The 20648-nt window shown below is 61.3% G+C and carries 17 protein-coding genes and 1 pseudogene; 9 read left to right on the top strand and 9 right to left on the bottom strand.

All coding sequences use genetic code 11. The features are described 5' to 3' along the window. A complete protein-coding gene (gene atzF, locus CO655_RS22185; RefSeq protein WP_097607553.1) occupies positions 1–1806 on the top strand; it encodes an allophanate hydrolase in 1806 nt (601 codons plus the stop codon). Between the two features lie 177 nt (positions 1807–1983). Here the strand turns inward: atzF and CO655_RS22180 are convergent, their stop codons facing one another. Next, on the bottom strand, positions 1984–2379 hold the full coding sequence (locus CO655_RS22180) for a VOC family protein (RefSeq protein WP_097666655.1): 396 nt from the start codon (positions 2377–2379) through the stop codon (positions 1984–1986). A 155-nt stretch (positions 2380–2534) separates the two neighbouring features. On the opposite strand from CO655_RS22180, the gene CO655_RS22175 reads away from it, so the two are divergent. Further along, positions 2535–3044: a GNAT family N-acetyltransferase gene (locus CO655_RS22175; protein WP_097607551.1), complete on the top strand. Its 510-nt coding sequence runs from the start codon at positions 2535–2537 to the stop codon at positions 3042–3044. 67 nt (positions 3045–3111) lie between these two features. On the opposite strand, the gene CO655_RS22170 is transcribed toward CO655_RS22175, so the two are convergent. Both CO655_RS22170 and CO655_RS22165 read right to left on the bottom strand, forming a co-directional pair. Next, a complete protein-coding gene (locus CO655_RS22170) occupies positions 3112–4206 on the bottom strand; it encodes a Gfo/Idh/MocA family oxidoreductase (RefSeq protein WP_097607550.1) in 1095 nt (364 codons plus the stop codon). A gap of 10 nt (positions 4207–4216) precedes the next feature. After that, the gene (locus CO655_RS22165; RefSeq protein ID WP_097607549.1) at positions 4217–5227 is read right to left on the bottom strand and encodes a Gfo/Idh/MocA family oxidoreductase; all 1011 of its coding nucleotides are present in this window, start codon (positions 5225–5227) and stop codon (positions 4217–4219) included. Positions 5228–5593: 366 nt separating this feature from the next. Here CO655_RS22165 and CO655_RS22160 point away from each other — a divergent pair, with 366 nt between their 5' ends. Next, entirely contained in the window at positions 5594–6754 is a 1161-nt protein-coding gene (locus CO655_RS22160) for a fumarylacetoacetate hydrolase family protein (RefSeq protein WP_097607548.1), read from the top strand. Here CO655_RS22160 and scpA read toward each other — a convergent pair whose 3' ends face one another. The 5 genes from scpA to CO655_RS22135 all read right to left on the bottom strand — a co-directional run bounded on the left by scpA (position 6755) and on the right by CO655_RS22135 (position 13220). Beyond that, positions 6755–8893, bottom strand: coding sequence for a methylmalonyl-CoA mutase (gene scpA / locus CO655_RS22155; RefSeq protein ID WP_097607647.1), 2139 nt, complete (start codon positions 8891–8893; stop codon positions 6755–6757). A gap of 129 nt (positions 8894–9022) precedes the next feature. After that, entirely contained in the window at positions 9023–9676 is a 654-nt protein-coding gene (locus CO655_RS22150) for a methionine ABC transporter permease (protein WP_097607547.1), read from the bottom strand. Then, positions 9657–10745 (bottom strand): methionine ABC transporter ATP-binding protein, encoded by a 1089-nt coding sequence (locus CO655_RS22145; protein ID WP_097607546.1) that lies wholly within the window; start codon positions 10743–10745, stop codon positions 9657–9659. Before CO655_RS22145 ends, CO655_RS22150 begins: the two co-directional genes overlap by 20 nt. Before the next feature lie 90 nt (positions 10746–10835). Next, on the bottom strand, positions 10836–11675 hold the full coding sequence (locus CO655_RS22140) for a MetQ/NlpA family lipoprotein (RefSeq protein WP_097666653.1): 840 nt from the start codon (positions 11673–11675) through the stop codon (positions 10836–10838). Between the two features lie 342 nt (positions 11676–12017). Then, complete coding sequence (locus CO655_RS22135) at positions 12018–13220, bottom strand: MFS transporter (RefSeq protein ID WP_097607544.1); 1203 nt, start codon at positions 13218–13220, stop codon at positions 12018–12020. A gap of 350 nt (positions 13221–13570) precedes the next feature. On the opposite strand from CO655_RS22135, the gene CO655_RS22130 reads away from it, so the two are divergent. From CO655_RS22130 to repC, 4 genes are all read left to right on the top strand, one after another. Next, positions 13571–14029 (top strand): helix-turn-helix transcriptional regulator, encoded by a 459-nt coding sequence (locus tag CO655_RS22130; protein ID WP_010026179.1) that lies wholly within the window; start codon positions 13571–13573, stop codon positions 14027–14029. Between the two features lie 388 nt (positions 14030–14417). Next, the gene (repA, locus tag CO655_RS22125; RefSeq protein ID WP_064685227.1) at positions 14418–15632 is read left to right on the top strand and encodes a plasmid partitioning protein RepA; all 1215 of its coding nucleotides are present in this window, start codon (positions 14418–14420) and stop codon (positions 15630–15632) included. A gap of 42 nt (positions 15633–15674) precedes the next feature. Next, the gene (repB, locus tag CO655_RS22120) at positions 15675–16724 is read left to right on the top strand and encodes a plasmid partitioning protein RepB (protein ID WP_097607543.1); all 1050 of its coding nucleotides are present in this window, start codon (positions 15675–15677) and stop codon (positions 16722–16724) included. A 149-nt stretch (positions 16725–16873) separates the two neighbouring features. After that, positions 16874–18166, top strand: coding sequence for a plasmid replication protein RepC (gene repC / locus CO655_RS22115; RefSeq protein WP_097666651.1), 1293 nt, complete (start codon positions 16874–16876; stop codon positions 18164–18166). A 363-nt stretch (positions 18167–18529) separates the two neighbouring features. Here repC and CO655_RS22110 read toward each other — a convergent pair whose 3' ends face one another. Then, entirely contained in the window at positions 18530–18922 is a 393-nt protein-coding gene (locus CO655_RS22110) for a hypothetical protein (protein ID WP_097666649.1), read from the bottom strand. Positions 18923–19201: 279 nt separating this feature from the next. Here CO655_RS22110 and CO655_RS22105 point away from each other — a divergent pair, with 279 nt between their 5' ends. Both CO655_RS22105 and CO655_RS22100 read left to right on the top strand, forming a co-directional pair. Further along, positions 19202–19768 (top strand): sugar transferase, encoded by a 567-nt coding sequence (locus CO655_RS22105; protein ID WP_010029781.1) that lies wholly within the window; start codon positions 19202–19204, stop codon positions 19766–19768. 123 nt (positions 19769–19891) lie between these two features. After that, a pseudogene (locus tag CO655_RS22100) lies at positions 19892–20648 on the top strand (polysaccharide biosynthesis protein); the annotation flags it as partial.

The following is a 20648-nucleotide window of genomic DNA, read 5'->3' as shown; positions in this document are numbered from 1 at the left end:
ATGCTGCCGACCATTCTCGATCTCTCAAGCCTTCGCGCCGCCTATCAATCCGGCCTGACGCCGCTCGACATCATCGAAGAGGTGATCGCCCGCCGCGCCGCTTCGAAAGATCCGGCAATATTCATCACCCCGGTGCCGGATGAAGAGTTACGCTCTGCCGCCAAAGCGCTGATGGCGCGCGCGCCTGAGGCAAACAGCCTGCCGCTCTGGGGCGTGCCGTTCGCGGTGAAAGACAATATCGATGCCGCCGGCCTGCCGACGACCGCCGCCTGCCCGGCCTATGAATATCGGCCGGACGTCGATTCCACCGTCGTTGCCAGATTGAAGGCAGCCGGCGCCATCGTGATCGGCAAAACCAATCTCGACCAGTTCGCGACCGGCCTCAATGGCACGCGCTCGCCCTATGGGGCGCCACGTTCGGTCTTCGATGCGGCCTATATATCCGGCGGCTCGAGCTCGGGCTCGGCGGTCACGGTCGCCTCCGGCCTCGCCGCCTTCGCGCTCGGCACAGATACGGCGGGCTCCGGCCGCGTGCCGGCCACTTTCAACAATCTGGTCGGCATCAAGCCGACGCCGGGGCTTCTCCCGAATACCGGCACTATTCCGGCCTGCAGGAGCGTCGACTGCATTACAATCTTCGCCCCCACCGTCGGCGACGGCGTCGCGGTCCGAAAGGTCGCCGAGGGATTTGACGCTGCCGATCCTTTCTCGCGTCGGGCCGAGCCGGCGAAGCTGCCGGTGTCGGGGTTGCGGATCGGCGTCCTGACCGCCGGGGAGCGGGAATTCTTCGGCGACAAGGGGGTGGAGGCACTCTACGACCAGGCGATCGAGCGGGCGAGAACACTGGGCGCGACCATTGTCCCCTTCGATTACACGCCCTTCCGCGAGGCCGCCGCCCTCCTTTATGATGGCCCATGGGTCGCCGAACGCCTGGCGGCGGTCGAGGCTTTCCTGGCGACGAACGCAGCCGATTTCGACCCGACAGTACGGGGGATCATCGAAGGCGCCGGGAGCAGCACCGCGGTCGACGCCTTCAATGGCCGATATCGGCTGGAAGAACTGCGCCGGAAGACGGAAATCGAATGGGGAAAGGCCGACGTGCTTCTGCTGCCGACTGCACCGACCACCTACACGGTCGCCGATATGCTCGCCGATCCCGTCGTGCTGAACGGCCGTCTCGGCCGCTATACCAATTTTGTCAACCTGCTTGATTGCGCGGCGATCGCCGTTCCGGCAGGCTTCGCGGAGGGCGGCTTGCCCGGCGGCATTACCGTGATCGCGCCTGCTTTCACGGACGATGCTCTGGCGCCACTTGCCGATGCGCTGCACCGGGCTGCGACATCAGGCATGGGCATCGACCGGCAAGCGGCGATCCCCGAGGCGAGCCGCGTTGCGGCTGCTGATGATGACTTCGTCGAGATTGTCGTGGTTGGTGCGCACCTGACAGGCATGCCGCTCAATCATGAGCTGACCGGCGCCGGCGCGCGGCTGGTCAAGGCCTGCCGCACGACCGGCGAATATCGTCTCTTCGTGCTGCCGGGCACGGTGCCGCCGAAGCCGGGTCTCATCCGCGAACCCGGCTATAGGGGTTCCGGCCTGGAGGTTGAGGTCTGGGCCATGCCTGCCGATGCTTTCGGGTTTTTCGTCCAAAAGATCCCGGCACCGCTCGGTATTGGAAAAGTGGCGCTCGACGACGGCACGAGCGTTTCCGGTTTTCTCTGCGAGGCACACGCGGTGAGCGGCGCCGAGGACATCACGCCGCTCGGCGGCTGGCGAACGTATATTCGCGCCAAATTGGCGAGTTGAGCATGCGGCGAAGAATGACGGCGTTGTTTGCGCGGCGTCTGCATCGTTCCTTAACTCGGAATCGACGCAGCGTTCTTTGGGCGCCTTTTCAGACGCGCAGCGCTGTCGTCGCGCTTCTCCTGAAGGGGCTGGTCGCGCGAACCGAGGCGATCGGCAGGCCGGGCCGCCACTGACGGCTTACCGTTTCTCTGCGAGCTCGATCTGAATGCCGTCGGGATCGCGCAGAAAGGCGACCTTATGCAGAACTTCGGCATTGACCGCCAGCCGCGGCCGCTCCTTGACCTCGACGTCGGCCTGTTCCAGCCGGGCGAATGTCTCATCGACACTTTCGAACAGGAAGGTCAGATGCCGCAGCCCTGCCGTGCCCTCGGGAACGTCAACCGCCCTTGCCGCACCACCGGCCGGCGCGACGATTTCGAGTATGCCGCCGCCGGCATCGAGAAAGGCGATCTGAGAGCCGTCGGCCATCGTCTTGCGCAGGTGCAGGCGCAGGCCGAGCAGGCCGCAGTAAAAATCGATGGCACGATCCATGTCGCTGACCGTCATGCCGATATGTTCGAAGGATTTCAGCATAGGTGCTCCTTTCGTTTGTGGATGAGAACGGATTTCGGCGGCGCCTTGGAATTTTAAGGATGAGCGGGATGGCTGGAGGGCTGCAGACGGGTGGTCGCTTGCGCTCTCTCAATGTCGCCACTAGGTTGTCGTTGAAAGACGGGGCCACCAAAGTCATGCATATTCGAAGGGCGCTACCTGCCGACGCGGAGGAACTGTGCGGTCTCCTGAACGAGATCATCCGGGCCGGCGGAACAACCGCGCTCGAGATGCCGCTGACGGCTGCGGAATTCGCAGACTGGTTCATCGACGGCGAGTTTCCCCTTGTCTGCCATGTCGCCGAGCATGATCGGTCGCTTGTCGGCTTTCAGTCGTTGAGCGTGTACGGCGATCCGCCGAAGGGTTATGCCGATATCGCGACATTTGCCCGTATGAGCCCGAGGATTTCCGGCGTCGGCAGCGCCCTTTTTCCGGCGACGCGGGCAGCAGCCGAAGAGCTCGGGCTCGAATTCATCAATGCGACCATTCGTGCCGACAATGTCGGCGGTCTTGCTTATTACGCAAAGATGGGCTTCGAGCCCTATGACAGGTTGGTCGAGGTCCCGCTGTTGGACGGAACGCCCGTCGATCGGGTCAAGAAGCGTTTCAAGGTGGATGCCAAGCCCAGTCCGGCATCCCCCGTTTGACCGTTCGAAGGCCCCGTCGGAAGGCCTCACGTCCCTAGCCTTTTTTAACGCCCCTCCCCTGCTTTGCTCACAGGCCGGCAGCCGCGCGCTGTTCCTCCGGAAGCCAGGAGCGGTAGAGCGGGTGATCGGCGGCGATCGGCATCGGCGTCGGCTTGCCGGTGCGCTGCGAGAAATAGGCGGCCGTCACCAGTTCCAGCGAATTGCGGGCGTCCTGCAATGTGACCGGCGGGTCCTTGCCCTCGACGATCGCCGTGTGGAAGAGCTCGAACTGGCGGGTATAGCCGTCCTCGCCGGGCACGTAAGCGGCCAGCGCCGCGTCGATCCGCGCCTGATGTTCCTCCGTTCCGGCGGTAAAGACCCAGGGATCGCGGCCCATCGTATAGGGTTCGAGAATGCTTTCGGCGACAAGATCGCTGAAGCAGAAACGCAGCCGCGAGATCTCCTTGCGCGAGCCGAGCGTCATCGACAGCGTCGCCAGAGAACCGTTCTGCATCTTCACCGAAAGCGCTGCCGTATCCTCGACCTCGATCGGGTTGACCAGGGTGGCGCCATAGGAAAACACCTCGGCACAGGGGCCATGCACGTAATTCAGCATGTCATGGGCGTGGATCGCGTGGCCGAGAAGGCCGCCGCCGAGCTCTGTCGCCCATTTGCCGCGCCACGGCACGGCATAATAATCCGGGCCGCGCCACCAATGGGTCTCGATCGTCGTCAGGAACGGCTTGCCGGCCAGGCCGCGTTCGATCAGCAGCTTCAGCTTCTGCAGGCCGGAGCCGTAACGATACTGAAAGATCGGCATCAGCTTCCTGCCGGGGAAGCGGGCGAGGATGCGCTCCATCTCGTCGACCTCGGCGATCGAGCCGAAAAGCGGCTTCTCGCAGATCACGTGCTTGCCGGATTCGATGCCCTTGCGGCAAAGCTCGAAATGCGAGCTCGGCGGCGTCGAAATATCGATGATATCGAGATCGTCGCGGGCAAACAGCGAGTCTGCGTCCTGCGTATATTCGGCGATGGCGAACTCTTCGCAGAGCGCTTTGCCGCGGTCCTCGTCGAGCGAGCAGAGCACGGGAACGTCGAAAAGATCTTTGTTCCAGCCGAAGCCGGTCAGATGCCGCGCGGCAATCCCTGCGCCGATGACGCCGACGCGCAATTTCCTGGTCATGTTTTCCTCCTCAGCGAGCGCCGATACGCGCGGCTTTCGTCTGGGCTTCGAGCGAAAGGCGGCAGACTTCGAACACGTGGTCCTGCGTCATCGCCGTCTGCGTGCGGTTGGCGACATCGGCGGTGAAAGCATCGAAATAATCGAGTTTCTCGCCGCTGCAATCGATATGGGTCATCTCCTTGCCGTTGACGAGGAAGAGATGATCCTTGCCCGGCCGGCCGGCAATATCGATATATTTGCGTAGTTCGATATAACCCTCGGTGCCGAGGATGGTGAGGCGTCCGTCGCCCCAGGTCGGCAGCGCCTCCGGGGTGAACCAGTCGACGCGGACATAACCTGCCGCTCTGTCGGACCGCAGCAGCACTTCGCCGAAATCCTGGAAGGCCGGCTTGTCGGGCATGCCGAAATTGCCGATCGAGCTGGCGATGACCTCGCCCGAGGTCGAGCCGGTATAGAACAGGAACTGGTCGACCTGATGCGAGGCGATGTCGACGATGATACCGCCGAAGGCTTCCGGATCGAAGAACCAATCCGGCCGGGTCGGCAGCTGCAGCCGATGCGGGCCGACGCCGAGCGTCTGGATCACCTTGCCGATCGCGCCGTCGGCGACGAGCTTGCCGGCCTTGACCGCGGAGCGCACGCAGTGGCGCTCGGAAAAGCAGATCGAGAAAATCTTGCCGGTTTCGGCAACGGTGCGCTTAACCTCCTCGAGCTGGGCGAAGGTCGTCACACCAGGCTTATCGGTCATCACGTCCTTGCCCGCTTTCATCGCCCGGATGGCAAGCCCGGCGCGATCGCGCGGGATCGCGGCAATGCAGATGACATCGATCGACGGATCGTCGAACAGCTTCTCCCGATCGATCTGCGGCGCATCGGGATAGGTCTTCTCGAAGGCTTCGCGCAATGCCGGCACCGAGGTCTGCGGGCAATAGCCAACGAACTCGCCGCCAGCGGCAAGCAATCCCTTCACATGATCGAATGTATGCCCATGGTCGATTCCGACGACGGCAAATCTCAACATCGCTGCAATATCCTCCCGGGATTTTCTGAGCGCCGGCTGGCGCCGGCATCCTCCATGTCGGGCAAAACAGATAACGAAACTTGCCTCCTGTCAAGGCGAGATCGAGGCTGAAAGTGCGTATCGATACATGTAAATATCTGAAATTAAATAGATATTTTGTATCTAAATAGTTATTTACTGACTTCCGGCGCCGTTTTGCCGACAAGTCGCTCATTCGATCCGATTGGACGAAAGTCTTTTTCTCCAGCATGTCTTGCCCCGTCTGCGTGAATGTGATCGATTTCCGCCGCCGCCGGGTTGGAGGGCGGCAACGACCTCGAAGATATTCAAAGAGCGCTCCCCGCTTGCCTGTGACGGAGGATCACCATGTCTCATCCCCTTCTCGATGCCGCTGCTTCGGCTGGTCTTTTTGTCGGCCGCATCTGGAGCCCCGAGGCTGCCGGCCCGAGCATCGTAACGCTTCGCGAGGGGATGCTGGTCGACATTACCTCGCGCGACGCGCCGACGCTAAGCGCCCTGCTTGAAAAACAGGATGCTGCCGGCTTCGTCCGCGCCGCAAAGGGCAAGGCGGTCGGTTCCTTGGAGGACGTCGCCGGCAACAGTATGGGAACGCCGGATAAGGCGCGTCCCCATCTGCTGGCGCCCGCCGACCTGCAGGCGGTCAAGGCCTGCGGCGTCACTTTCGCCCAGTCGATGATCGAGCGCGTCATCGAGGAGAAGGCGGCCGGCAATCCGGATCGTGCCGCCGCGATCCGCGAGCGCGTCAGCACGCTGATCGGCGGCAGTCTCACCAATCTCAAGGCCGGTTCGCCGGAGGCCGCCAAGGTCAAGCAGGCCCTGATCGACGAGGGCATGTGGTCGCAATATCTCGAGGTCGGCATCGGTCCCGACGCCGAGGTCTTCACCAAGGCGCCGGTGCTGTCCTCGGTCGGCTGGGGTGCGGATGTCGGCCTGCATCCGATCTCGACCTGGAACAATCCCGAGCCGGAAATCGTGCTGGCGGTTAATAGCCGCGGCGAGATCAAGGGGGCCGCACTCGGCAATGACGTCAATCTGCGTGACGTCGAAGGCCGTTCGGCGCTCTTGCTCGGCAAGGCCAAGGACAACAACGCTTCCTGCGCGATCGGTCCCTTCATCCGCCTGTTCGATGCCGGTTACGGGCTGGATGACGTGCGCAGGGCGGAACTCGACCTCAAGGTCACCGGCCGCGATGGCTTCGTGCTCAACGGCAAAAGTTCAATGTCGCAGATCAGCCGCGATCCGGCCGATCTCGTCAAACAGACGCTTGGCCCCCATCATCAGTATCCCGACGGGTTCATGCTCTTTCTCGGCACGCTGTTTGCCCCGACCCAGGATCGCGACGCGCCGAAGCAGGGGTTCACCCACAAGATCGGCGATGTCGTCGAGATTTCCTCGGCGGGGCTCGGCGCCCTCGTCAACACCGTACGCCTCTCCACCGAATGCCCGCCCTGGACCTTCGGCATTTCGGCGCTGATGAGCAACCTGGCGAAGCGCGGATTGCTGTGACTACTGATTCCGCCGCCTGCCCTGCAGCAGGTCGAGCACGGAGTTTGCCGCCTCGAGGACGTTGGTGCCCGGACCGAACACTGCCGCGACGCCGTGTTCGTGCAGGAACTCATAGTCCTGCCGCGGGATGACGCCGCCGCAGACGACGATGATATCGTCACCGCCCTGTGCTCTCAGCCTGTCGATCAGCTGCGGCAGCAGCGTCCTATGGCCTGCCGCTAAGGACGAGACGCCGACGACATTGACCTTTTCGCCAAGCGCCATTTCGACGGCCTCGTCAGGCGTCTGGAAAAGCGGACCGGCGAGCACATCGAAGCCGATATCGCCGAAAGCTGAGGCGATCACCTTGGCGCCGCGGTCATGCCCATCCTGGCCGAGCTTGGCGACCATGATCTTCGGCCGCTGCCCCATCGTTTCCGTGACCTCCGCCATGCGGGTCTTCAGCACCGCGAGTTCCGGCTCGTTGTCATAGGCCTCGCCATAGACGCCGGTGATGACCTCGGGCGTTGCGGCATGGTCGCCGAAGGCAGCGCGCATGGCATCGGAGATTTCGCCGACGGTGGCACGGGCTCGCGCCGCCTCGATCGCGGCTTCGAGCAGGTTGCCGCGACCGTTGCGTGCGACATCCGCCAGGGCGGCCAGTGTTTCGCGTACGGCGTTGCCATCGCGGCGTCGCTTGGTTTCCTCAAGCCGTTTGATCTGCGCGGTGCGGACCGCGCTGTTGTCGATCTCCAGAATGTCGATCGGCTGTTCGTTGTCGAGCCTGTAGCGGTTAACGCCGACGATGACCTCCTCGCCCTTGTCGACGGCCGCCTGACGGCGCGCCGCCGCCTCCTCGATCAGCCGCTTCGGCAGGCCGTCATTGACGGCTTTCGTCATGCCGCCGAGTGCTTCCACCTCCTCGATCAGCGCCCAGGCCTTGTCGGCAAGCTCCTTCGTCAGGCTCTCGACGTAATAGGAGCCTGCCAGTGGGTCGACGACCTTGGTGACGCCGGTTTCGTGGCTCAGGATGAGCTGGGTGTTGCGGGCGATGCGGGCGGAAAATTCCGTCGGCAGCGCGATCGCCTCGTCGAAGGAATTGGTGTGCAGCGATTGCGTGCCGCCGAGCACGGCCGACATCGCCTCGAAGGCGGTGCGAATGATGTTGTTATAGGGATCCTGCTCCTGCAGTGAGACGCCGGAGGTCTGGCAATGGGTGCGTAGCATCAGCGAGGACGCCTTCTTCGGCTCGAACTCCTCCATGATCCGGCTCCAGAGCAGCCGGGCGGCGCGCAGCTTCGCCGCCTCCATGAAGAAGTTCATGCCGATCGCGAAGAAGAAGGAGAGCCGTCCGGCGAAATCATCGACGTTGAGGCCCTTGGCGATCGCCGCCCTGACATATTCGCGGCCATCGGCCAGTGTGAAGGCGAGCTCCTGCACCAGCGTCGCACCGGCCTCCTGCATGTGATAGCCGGAGATCGAGATCGAGTTGAATTTCGGCATCTCCCTTGCCGTATATTCGATGATGTCGGCAACGATCCGCATCGAAGGTTCCGGCGGATAGATATAGGTGTTGCGGACCATGAACTCCTTGAGGATATCATTCTGGATGGTGCCTGAAAGGTCGGCCCTCGGCACCCCCTGCTCCTCGCCGGCGACGATAAAGGAGGCGAGGATCGGGATGACGGCGCCGTTCATCGTCATCGACACGGACATTTCCCCAAGCGGAATGCCGTCGAACAGGATCTTCATGTCCTCGACGCTGTCGATCGCCACACCCGCCTTGCCGACATCGCCTTCGACGCGGGGATGATCGCTGTCATAACCGCGATGGGTGGCGAGGTCGAAGGCGACCGACAGGCCCTTCTGGCCGGCGGCCAGATTGCGGCGGTAGAAGGCGTTCGATTCTTCTGCCGTCGAGAAGCCGGCATATTGACGGATTGTCCATGGCCGGCCGGCATACATCGTGGCGCGCGGGCCGCGGGTAAACGGCGAAAAACCGGGAAGCGAGCCGAGATGCGCGGCGCCTTCGAGATCCTCGGCCGTATAGAGCGGCTTGACGGCAATGCCTTCCGGCGTCTGCCAGGTCAGCGTTTCCGGCGAAGCACGCAGCTCCTTCTGCGCAAGCTCCGCCCAATCCGACAGCGTCTTCTTCGTCATGCCTTCCTCCGGCTCTTTCATTGCACCTTATCATTTCATAGGCGCGCAATGCGATAAAGCCTTAGGACGTGGAACGCAGCAAAGCATCGATCGCCTGCCACCCATCCGCCACGATTTTGCGGGGCCGACCTATTTGTGGTCAAGCTTGGCGACCAGCCGGTCGCCGAGCCACTGGATGCCGCAGACGAGGACGATGAGGACGGCGACGACCGCGATCATCACATTGGTCTCGAAGCGCTGGTAGCCGTAGCGAATGGCGAGGTCGCCGAGGCCGCCGGCGCCGATCGCGCCCGCCATGGCCGAGGCGCCGATCAGCGTCACCAGCGTGACGGTGAAGCCGGCGACGATGCCGGGCAGCGCTTCGGGCACCAGCACTTCGCGCACGATGGTCCAGCGATTACCGCCCATGGCGCGCACCGCATCGATCAGGCCGCGGTCGACCTCGCGCAGCGACACTTCGGCGATGCGGGCGTAATAGGGCGTGGCGGCGATGGCGAGCGGCACGATGGCCGCCCATGTGCCAAGCGCCGTGCCGACGATCAGTCGCGTCAGCGGGATCAGCGCCACCAGCAGGATGATGAAGGGCACCGAACGGAAGCCGTTGATCACAGCGCCGAGCACACGGTTGATCCAGAGATTTTCAGCAATGCCGCCGCGTGTCGTGACGACGAGGGCAAGGCCGAGCGGCAGACCGGCGACGAGCGAGATCACGCCGGAGGCGACGGTCATCAGGACCGTCTCCCAAAGCGAGCGGATCAGCAGTTCAAACATGATCGGCGTCATAACCAAGCACCTCCACCCGGGCGGACTGGGCCGTCAGAAATTGTTCGACCTTGCCGGCAAGCGCGGGGTCGCGCATGGGAACGGCGATGAAGAACCGCGCCACCGGCTGGTTCTGGATATGGTCGATGCCGCCATGGACGAGGCGGAAGGAATGCGGCAGCGCCGCCGACAGCTCGGCAAACAGCGCGCCTTGCGCTTCAGGCCCGGCCAGATCGACGCTGAGGATCGCCTCGCTGCCAGATGTCGCAGACAGCCGGCCGGCAATATGATCGGGAAGCTGTGGGCGGATGCCGCCGAGCAGGCTCCGGGTGATCGCTTGCTGCGGATCGGCAAAGACCGACCAGACTTGGCCCTCCTCGACGATCCGCCCGGCATCGATGACCGCGACGCGATCGGCAATGCCGCGCACCACTTCCATCTCATGTGTGATCAGCAGAATGGTCAGGCCGAGTTTGCGGTTGATGTCTTTGAGCAAGGACAGGATCGACCGGGTCGTCTCGGGATCCAGCGCCGATGTCGCCTCGTCGGACAGCAGCAGCGCCGGGCGTGCCGCGAGCGCGCGGGCGATGCCGACGCGTTGTTTCTGGCCGCCGGAGAGCGAGGCGGGATAGGCCTTCGCCTTGTCGGCGAGACCGACGAGCTCAAGCAGCTCACGCGCCCGCCGCAGGCGCTCGGCCTTGGCAACGCCTTCGATCTTCAGCGGCAGGGCGACATTGTCTTCGACGGTCTTGGCGGAAAGCAGGTTGAAGTGCTGGAAGATCATGCCGATGCGGCGGCGCAGCGGCTGCAGTTCCTGTTCTTGAAGCCCGGTGATATCGCGGCCTTCAATACGGATTTCGCCGCTGTCGGCGCGCTCCAGGCCGTTCAGGCAGCGGATCAGCGTCGACTTGCCGGCGCCGCTGCGGCCGATGATGCCGAGGATCTCGCCCCTCTTCACGCTCAGCGAAATACCGTCGAGTGCCGCCGTGGCTCCGAACCGCCGCTTCACGTCGACAAGTCTCACCACTTCTTCGGCCGCTGCAGCTTGCGGCTGCGGCTCGATTGTCGTGGCGGAAACAAAGGAATTCATCTGCTTTTTCCTTAAAAACGCCAATGGCGGTCCCGGCAAGGAACGCCCGGACCGCCTTTCGGCAGGCCTTAACCCCGGCCGAGTTTCGGATCAATAGGCGCTGAGACCGGTGCCCTTATAGACCTTGTCGAATTCGGCCTTGACGGTGTCGTTCTGATAAGACGATACAAGCGTCTTGACCCAGTCCGCATCCTTGTTCTCGTCCTTGACGGCGATGAAATTGCGGTACGGATTATCGGCGACCGGCTCCTGCGCGATACGTTCGGCCGGAGAAAGGCCGCTCTTCAAAGCCCAATCGGTATTGACCACACCGGCATCGAGATCTTCGATCGAACGGCCGACGATGCCGGCATCGAGTTCTTTGATCTCGATCTTCTTCGGATTGTCGCTGACGTCGGCGACCGTTGCAAGAATGCCCGTACCGTCCTTCAGCTTGATCAGGCCTTCGCTCTGAAGAACGCGCAACGCCCGGCCTTCATTCGAGGGATCGTTCGGGACGCCGATGACGGCCCCTTCCGGGATTTCGGCGACGGACTTGTATTTCTTGCTGTAGAGGCCGATCGGCCAGACCCCGGTATAGCCGGCGCGGACGATATGATATCCGTGCTGCTGGATCTGGTTATCGAGATAGGGCTGATGCTGGAAGGCGTTGGCGTCGATCTCGCCCTGCTCCAGAGCTTCGTTCGGCTGCGTGTAGTCGTTGAAGACGACGGTTTCGATCTTGAGGCCTTTCTTGGCCGCCTCACTCGTGACGACACGCCAGATGTCCTCCTCTTCGCCAGCCATGATGCCGACCTTGATCGACTTGTCCTCGGCGAAGGAGGGAGCGGGTGCTGCAAAGGTAAAAAGCGCGGCAGCGGAAACGGCGGCGGCGGTAAGAACCGCCCGGCGCGAAAGCTGTAGTCCGTGAAGTTTTTTGTTGTTGGTCATTATTACATCCCGTCTGACTGAATGAGGCCGAACGCCCCGAGCAGGCTGAGCATGGCAAATGCGCGGATCAGGGGCGAAGCACGAAAGTCTGATGTGAAGGAAGAGCCTGAAAAACTCTTGCCCTGCCTTCAATATCGGCAGGATAAATTTCCATCAAATTTATGGATTAATTGCGGCCCTTAAGCATGTCCTAAAGGATGAAGGCGGCGCTTGAGGGGCGCGGTCGCCGAGATCGTGATGGCGTAGCGCCTGTCCAAGTGTGGGGCGACATCAGGGTAAAGCCATGCCAATCCTCCCCGTCCAGATGCGGAGGAAATCTTCGCATTGGTTGCGGACCTAGCCTCAGGCCGGTTTCTGCTTCGGGATACGCGGCAGGAAGATCGTCAGTAGGCCGAGCAGCGGCAGGTAGGAGCAGATGCGGTAGACGAAGTCGATGCCATGCGTATCGGCAAAATCACCGAGCAGCGCCGCACCAAGCCCCCCTGCCCCGAACGCGAAGCCGAAGAAGACGCCGGCAATCAGGCCGACGCGGCCGGGCACCAGCTCCTGAGCAAAGACGACGATCGCCGAAAATGCCGACGCGAAGATCAGGCCGATGACGACGCTGAGCACGCCCGTCCAGAGAAGATTCGCATAGGGCAGCAGCAATGCGAAGGGAATGACGCCGAGGATCGAAAACCAGATGACGAAACGGGCACCGAAGCGATCGCCGATCGGTCCACCGAGGAAAGTGCCGACGGCAACCGAGCCGAGGAACAGGAAGAGCATCAGCTGCGCCTGCTGCACGCTGAGTTCGAATTTGTCGATGACATAGAAGGTGAAGTAGCTGGAAACGCTCGCCATATAGACATTCTTCGTTGCCGTCAGCAGCACGAGGATCAGCAGCGCCCAGACGACCCTGTTCTGCGGCAGCGGCAGCGTTCGACTGACGGCCGGCCTGCTGGCGTTCTGGCGCCTATGGCTCATGTACCAGTTGCCCACCCAACTCAGCACGATCATGCCGACCATGGCGATGGCGGCAAACCAGGAGACGCTGTGCTGGCCGAGGGGCAGCACGATGAAGGCGGCGAGCAGCGGACCGATCGCCTGGCCGGCATTGCCACCGACCTGGAAAAAGGACTGCGCAAAACCGTGACGACCGCCGGAGGCAAGACGGGCAACACGCGAGGATTCCGGGTGGAAGACCGCCGAACCGAAGCCGATCAGGCTTGCTGCCACCAGCAGCAGTGCGAAACTGCCGGCGTTGCCGAGCAGAATAAGGCCGCAAAAGGTGCTCGCCATGCCGACTGGCAGAGAATAGGGCATCGGCCAGCGATCGGTGACGATACCGACCGCCGGCTGCAGCAGAGAGGCGGTAACCTGAAATGTCATGGTAAGAAGGCCGATCTGCACGAAATCCAGATCGTAATTCGCCTTGAACAGCGGATAGAGCGAGGCGAGCAGCGACTGCATGATGTCGTTCAGCATATGGCAGAAGCTGACCGCCATCAGAATAGACATCGTCGTTTTTTCGAAACGGGGCGCGCCTTCGGCAACGGTTGCCATCAATATTCTCCTGAACGGGCACGATGAGTTGCCGTGCTGCGTCGTTTTCGATGGATTTGCGGCGATCGGGGCTGGCAAGACTGTCGAGCGACGGTCGCTGAGAAGCATTTAACCCACGCCTGGCAGCAATCGCCAGCCCGGTTTCTCCGGGATTGGTACGGCTTTTGTTCGATTTGCCTTCCGTCGAGCGAGTTCATGCGCTCGCCCGTCTTTTCGATGGGGGTTTTCATACCACAGTCAGCCGGGATCGTCGCATATGTGGTATGCTATGTGAAAACAACCATGGAAAACCGTTCAGAGGGGCACTACAGCTGCGCCGATTGAAATGCGATCGAGGCTGACAATACGCGATGAATGTCAAGACACCGAATGCCATAGACAGCTATGTCGGAGCGCGCATCAGAACGCGCCGGCAGCTGCTCGGAATGAGCCAGGAGCGGCTTGCCGAGCAGATCGGCGTGACCTTTCAGCAGGTTCAGAAATATGAAAAGGGCATCAACCGCATCGGCGCGAGTCGTTTGCAGCGGATCGCCGAGGTGCTTCACACCTCACCGAGCTTCTTTTTCGAGCAGGGCGACTCCCAGCCGTTGGCGGTGCGGGGGTTGGATGGACCGGACCATGCCGATCCGGTTGCCGAATTCCTGCGAACCAAAGAGGGACTGGTGCTCAATCGCGCCTTTCTGAAGATCGCCGATCCCGAGATTCGTGAATCGATCATCGCACTGGTCACGGCGATGGGGCAGGCAGAAAGCCGTGGTCTGACCGCGGCGGCCTCCGTTGCAGATAGCTCCCGTCCGCTCGGGGAGTAACCGGACTTTTCGTGTGAGTTCAGATCTGCGTCATTTGCCACGCTGCGGCTGACCGACCTCGTCACGTCTTGCTGCCGGCACGCGGCGCTCAATCGTCGCCGACGGCGCCGGGCTTGCGGCCGCGGGCTTGTGTCAAAGGGTTCGTATGCTAGATATGCGATTCCGCTACAATGCCGTTGTTGCAGCTTGGTCTCGTCCGATTCGGCCTGTGAATGCGCGATTGCCGCACCCGCCAGCGACACGCGCGCTTGGGCAAGTGCTTGAAAAAGATTGGACAACCTCTTGATAGGGTCTTGTTAACCCTATTTGCCTTGCCACTCCTCCAGAATCGGCGCTAAATGCGGTTTCAAAGCACGTAGAGCTTTTAAATCGCATTTTCGAGATTTCCATGAATATGGCACCGCAGATAGAAAAAGCAATTTCCGATGTCGACCAACTCATCATCGGTCAGGCGCAGGAACTATCCGACAAGCTGAAGCAGCATCGGCTCGAAATGTTTCCGCCGCGCGCACTGAAGGGGCTCCGGGAATTTCAGCTTGCCGAAGTGGCGCGGTTTCTCGGCGTGACCAGCGGCTATCTTCGCAATCTGTCGCTGGAGGGCAAGGGCGCCCTCCCCCAGGTTACGCCGTCGGGCCGTCGGTCCTACACGGCGGAACAGATGGAAGAGATGCGCGCCTTCCTTGAGCACAATGCGCGCGCCGGAACACATTATGTCCGCCATCGCCGCGGCCATGAACATCTGCAGGTGGTCGCCGTTGTCAACTTCAAGGGCGGCAGCGGCAAGACGACAAGTGCGGCGCATCTTGCCCAGCACCTTGCCCTGACGGGTCACCGCGTCCTTGCCGTCGATCTCGACCCGCAGGCGTCCCTCTCGGCCATTCACGGCTTTCAGCCGGAGTTCGACGTCAACGAGAACGAGACGCTCTACGCCGCCATTCGCTACGACGATCGGCGGCGGCCGTTGCGGGACGTGATCCGCCCGACCAATTTCCCGAACCTTCATTTGGTGCCGGGCAACCTCGAGCTGATGGAATTCGAGCATGACACGCCGCGGGTCCTCGCTCAGGGCAAGGCAGGCGACTATGGACGCGTGTTCTTCGCCCGGCTGGACGAAGCGCTTTCTTCGGTCGCCGACGACTACGACGTCGTCATCATCGACTGCCCTCCCCAGCTCGGCTTTCTGACCATGAGCGCCATTTGCGGCGCGACGGCGGTCCTGATCACCGTTCATCCGCAGATGCTCGATGTCATGTCGATGTGCCAGTTCCTGCAGATGCTTGGTGAAGTGCTGAACACGCTGAAGGGCGCCGGCGGCAACATGAACCTCGACTGGCTGCGTTATCTCGTGACCCGCTACGATCCGCAGGATGGGCCGCAGACACAGATGGTCGCCTTCATGCGGTCGATGTTCAAAAACCACGTGCTCACCAATCCGATGTTGCGCAGCGTGGCGATTTCAGATGCGGCGATGACCAACCAGACACTTTACGAGGTCGAGCGAAGTCAGTTTACCCGGGCGACCTATGACCGCGCCATGGAGGCAATGGACGCGGTCAACACCGAAATTGTCGATCTGATCCACAAGGCGTGGGGGCGGAAATGACCAGGAAGTTTACTGCGGTAAACCGGGGCGGGGAGATGGCTGATGGCGCGTAAAAATCTCCTCTCCGGCCTGATGGACGACTCCAAGAAGTTTACTGCGGTAAACAATGAGGATGAGCCGACCCATCGCGATGAGAGACAGCACATCACCTATAAAGGGATCGGTGCGCTCGGGGCCGTCACCCGCAGCATTGATGCGCTGGCTGCGAAGGCTGATGCAGCCAGGGCGATCGAAGAGCAATTGGCGAGTGGCGAGACGGTGGTCGATCTCGATCCCGCGCTGATCGAAGATTCCTTCGTGACGGATCGGTTGGTCCATACCGACGAGCAGTTCCGCGAACTGGTCGAGGCGATTCGCCTGCGCGGCCAGGATTCGCCAATCCTCGTTCGCCCGCATCCCGAGAAAGACGGCCGATATCAGATCGCCTTCGGGCATCGCCGCGCCCGCGCTGCAAAAGAGCTCGGCCGGCCCGTCCGCGCGGTGGTCAAGAGGCTCGACGATCGCGACCACGTCATTGCTCAGGGACAGGAGAATTCGGCCCGCGCCGATTTGTCCTTCATCGAGAGGACGATGTTCGCCGACCGGCTCGACACGCTGGGCTTCGACCGGGAAACGATCATGTCGGCCCTTAGCGCCGACAAGACCACGGTTTCCAAGATGCTGTCCGTCACCAAACGGATTCCAGCCGAAGTCCTGGCGGCGATCGGCGCGGCCAAGACCACCGGCCGCGACCGCTGGCATGATCTTTCGGTGAAATTCGAGACTGAAAACATCACCGCCCGGGCAATCGAGTTTGCCCGGTCGGCGGAGTTCGAGACGGCGGAGCCGGACGCCCGCTTCGACATGCTCGTTGCCTTCATCAGCAGGAAGCATCAAGTCTCGTCCACTGCCGCGCTTCAGCCGGTGGCTCGCGCTTGGCAGCGCCAGGACGGAGCCGTCAAGGCGAAGATCAAGGATGATGGAAGGCAGTTCACCATCGCGCTGAAGGCGGAAAAGGCATCTGCCTTTGGAGCCTACATCGCCAGCAATCTGGATCGCCTCTACGAGGCGTTCGAGAAGACACAGGATTCGACGAAGAACGGAGATCAATAAGCAAAAGAAAAGGCCCCCGAACGTTGCCGTCGCGGAAGCCCTCTCTGATCTAGACACCCAGAGAATCACATTTCCGCGAATCATAGTCAAGAGTCTTTGGCACCGAATTTGGTGAGCTGCGATCTTTTGCCTTGAAGAAGGCGAAGAAAATGGAAAGCGGAAATGTGACGACGCCCTTCGGGCGGCGGCCGATGACGTTTGGCATGTTGGCAAGCCAGGCGGCGGCTCGGAAAATCGAGCCCGGTCAATCGATCGACAAATGGAAACTCTACCGCGCCCTGTGTGAGGCCAAGCCGCTGCTCGGCATCACCGACCGGGCGCTCGCCATCCTCAACGCCCTGCTGAGCTTTTATCCCAAAGCAGAGCTCTCCGAGGAAAATGGGCTTGTCGTATTCCCGTCCAACGCTCAGCTCTCCCTGCGCGCGCATGGAATGGCGGAGCAGACGATCCGCCGTCACCTGGCGAGCCTGATCGAGGCCGGACTGCTGATCCGCAAGGACAGCCCGAACGGCAAGCGTTATGCCCGTAAGGAGCAGAGCGGGGACATCCGCGAGGCATTCGGTTTCTCATTGGCGCCGCTGCTCGCCCGCGCCGATGAGGTCGAGCGGCTGGCGGCGGAGGTGGCGGCCGAACGATTGCATCTGCAGCGGCTCAGAGAGCGCCTGACGCTATGCCGTCGCGACGTCGCCAAGCTCATCGAGATGGCGCTGGAAGAGGGGGTCGCCGGCGACTGGGGCCGGATCCATCTGCATTTCCGCGATGTCGTCGAGCGACTGCCACGCTCGCCATCCGCCGCACAGATCACTGCAGCGCTCGATGAACTGGAACTGCTGCGCGACGAAATCACCAATCAGTTGGAAATGCAGGAAGAAACACAAAATCAAAGCGGCAATGCCCCACATTATGAGCGGCACATACAGAATTCAAACCCACACTCCATTACTGAACTTGAACCAGGCTTCGAAACGAAGCAGGGCGCAACGGCGGACGATCGATCGGCAGGTCGGGCCGAACCGGCAGCCCGAATGCAGAAAGGGGAAGGGACGAACGGCCATGTCCGGGACGCCAGGTCTGCTTCTGTTGGCAGCGGCGCGCTCAAATCCTTCCCCCTGGGCCTGGTGCTGCAGGCCTGCCCCGAGATCGCGGCCTATGGACCGCAGGGCTCGATTGGCTCCTGGCGCGATCTGATGGCCGCGGCTGTGGTCGTTCGTTCGATGCTCGGTGTCAGTCCGTCGGCCTACGAACAGGCCTGTGAGATCATGGGGCCGGAAAATGCGGCCACCGTCATGGCTTGCGTCCTCGAAAGGGCAGGGCACATCAACTCCGCCGGCGGCTATCTCCGCGACTTGACGCGCCGTGCCGAAAGAGGAGAGTTTGCCATTGGCCCGATGGTGATGGCCCTTGCCCGCACCAATGTGCCGGTGAGAGGCAAGACGGGATGAGATTCCGAGCGGCCTTTGTTGTGCGAATGTATGGTTAACGAAGTGTGACGGAACTAAAGATGGAAATAACTTCTCATTGGCGTCTTCTCCCTTTGAGATCATGAGGTTAGATACTTCCAGTTGGTCGGGGAGGGAGGGAAATGGCCGATGATCCGCCGCGCGTTCCGTTGTGGCTTTTACGTCCCAATTTCAATTGAAGCGCCAAGCTGAAAATCCAGCATTCAATTTTGGCTTAACGGCTTCACATGGGCAGCACACGTGCTTCTCGAAGTCCGGATTCTTTGACGAGATCGATGCGGCCGTCGTGTTTGGCGCTTATATTTGCGCGCGTGGCCGAAATCGTCGATGTAGAAGTTTCATGGCTTAGGAGCGCCGCATGTAACCCTTGAAACTGAGGAACACGCCCAGCGCCCCGGTTGTGAGGGCGGCGACGACAACGGAGGCGCGACCGCTATAAATAGTCGAACCGACCGCAATTGCTATTTGTGGCAAGACGATCCGGATGGCGCCACCGATTGTCATCAACCAGCCCAGTACTGTAATGACGACCCGCCAGTCCATCTGCCACCTGTTGTGCAGGTTGACGATTGCCAGGCCACCGAGCATCGACAGGAAGCCGGACAGGTAGAGTAAGATGCCGGCATGCAGCCCCTCGGCGATTATAGTCCGGTACAGGCCGAGATTGAGCAGCATCCCCAACGCGACGGCGACGAATGTCGGCCCCAGAAGCTTGGCGAGAAATAGCGATCGTTCCAAGAGAGGTCTCCGTTCTGCGCAGATCACTGAGATATAAATGTAGCGCCAGGACCTAAATGCGAGGCCCGCCCGTCGGGTCCAAAGAAGGAGTTGCCGGGAGGCGTCGGGGCGTCAGCGGTTCTCCTAAGCACAGGCGACATATTGGTCTTTTAAACTAAAAGCCAGAGTTCCATGGAGGAAACGACGCCCACTGGAGTTGACGTGAAACACCTTTTTGACGATACGGCGCGGTGGGGCGTATGGCGAAATCCCCACAAGGCGATGGAACAAGTGCGGAGCATGGGTTTGAAACGGGCGGTCGATTTTCTTCTGGCTGTGGTCGCGTCGGTCATCCTGCTGGTTCCGATCCTTGTCGTCGCTCTATGTGTCCGGCTGACCTCGACGGGGCCAATCCTCTACTGGTCAAAACGTGTCGGCCGCTTCAATCAGATCTTCCTGATGCCGAAATTTCGCAGCATGCGTGTCGACACGCCGACGGTTGCCACACATCTGCTCGAGAATCCCGATCGGTTTCTGACACCCATCGGTTCGTTTCTGCGCAAATCGAGCCTCGACGAATTGCCGCAGCTCTGGTGCATTCTGGGCGGCAAAATGAGTTTTGTCGGGCCTCGGCCGGCGCTCTACAACCAATATGATCTGATCGAATTGCGGACAGCCCACGGCGTCGATAAACTCCTGCCCGGATTGACCGGTTGGGCGCAGATCAACGGCCGCGACGAGTTGCCGATTCCTGACAAGGTGAAATTCGATGTCGAATATCTCGAGCGGCGCTCGTTCGGTTTCGACATGCGCATTCTGTTTCTGACCGCCGGCAAGGTGATCGGCCGCAAGGGAATAAGGCATTAAGTTACCAACTTCCGATAGATAAGCGGTGCGGAAGACCTTGATTTCCGATTATTTCAGTTGCGCTCGTTGTAGAAAATGACAAGAAGGTGATTGTCTGATTGATCTGCGAGACGCTGGGAAGCAATGCCTGAAAATACCCCCACTGAGACGCCACGCTCAGCATGGTTCTTAGTGCCGATGCAGGCGCTCGTCGCCCCTTTGCTGGCGATGCCGCGTGCTGCCAAACGCGCGCTCGCCTTGCTGGTGGATTCCAGTCTTTGTGTCCTGACGATCTGGCTGGCCTATTGCTTCCGCTTGAACGAATGGACGGTGCTGACCGGCGTGCAGTGGCTGCCGGTCTTCGTTTCCTTGTGCATGGCCCTTCCCATCTTCATCGTCATGGGCATGTATCGGGCGATCTTTCGTTATGCCAACATGGCCGCTTTCATCGCGGTTCTAAAGGCGATTGCGATCTACGGCGTCGCCTTCATGACGATATTTACGGCGCTGAGCGTCCCGGGCGTTCCGAGAACCGTCGGTATTCTCCAGCCCTTCCTGCTGCTGATCGCGATCGGTCTGTCGCGGTTGGGCATCCGCTATTGGCTCGGCGATACCTATCAGCGGATCCTTCACCAGAATACGCTCGCCAAGGTGCTGATCTACGGGGCAGGGAATGCCGGCCGACAACTCGCCGGCGCGCTGACAAATAGCGCCGAACTCAATGTCGTCGGCTACCTGGATGATGATCCGCGTCTTAAGGGCGGCATCATGGGCGGCTTGCCGATCTACGACCCGTCCGATCTGCCTGTACTCGCCGAGGCTCTTGGCGTGCACAACGTGCTTCTTGCTCTGCCATCCACATCGCGGCAGCGGCGCAACGAAATCCTCGAGCGCATCCGCA

The sequence above is a fragment of the Rhizobium sp. M1 genome (assembly GCF_002531805.1).
GTDB lineage: Bacteria > Pseudomonadota > Alphaproteobacteria > Rhizobiales > Rhizobiaceae > Rhizobium > Rhizobium etli_C.
The sequence above is the reverse complement of the archived record's forward strand: the minus strand, read 5'-3'. Positions and strand labels throughout refer to the sequence as shown.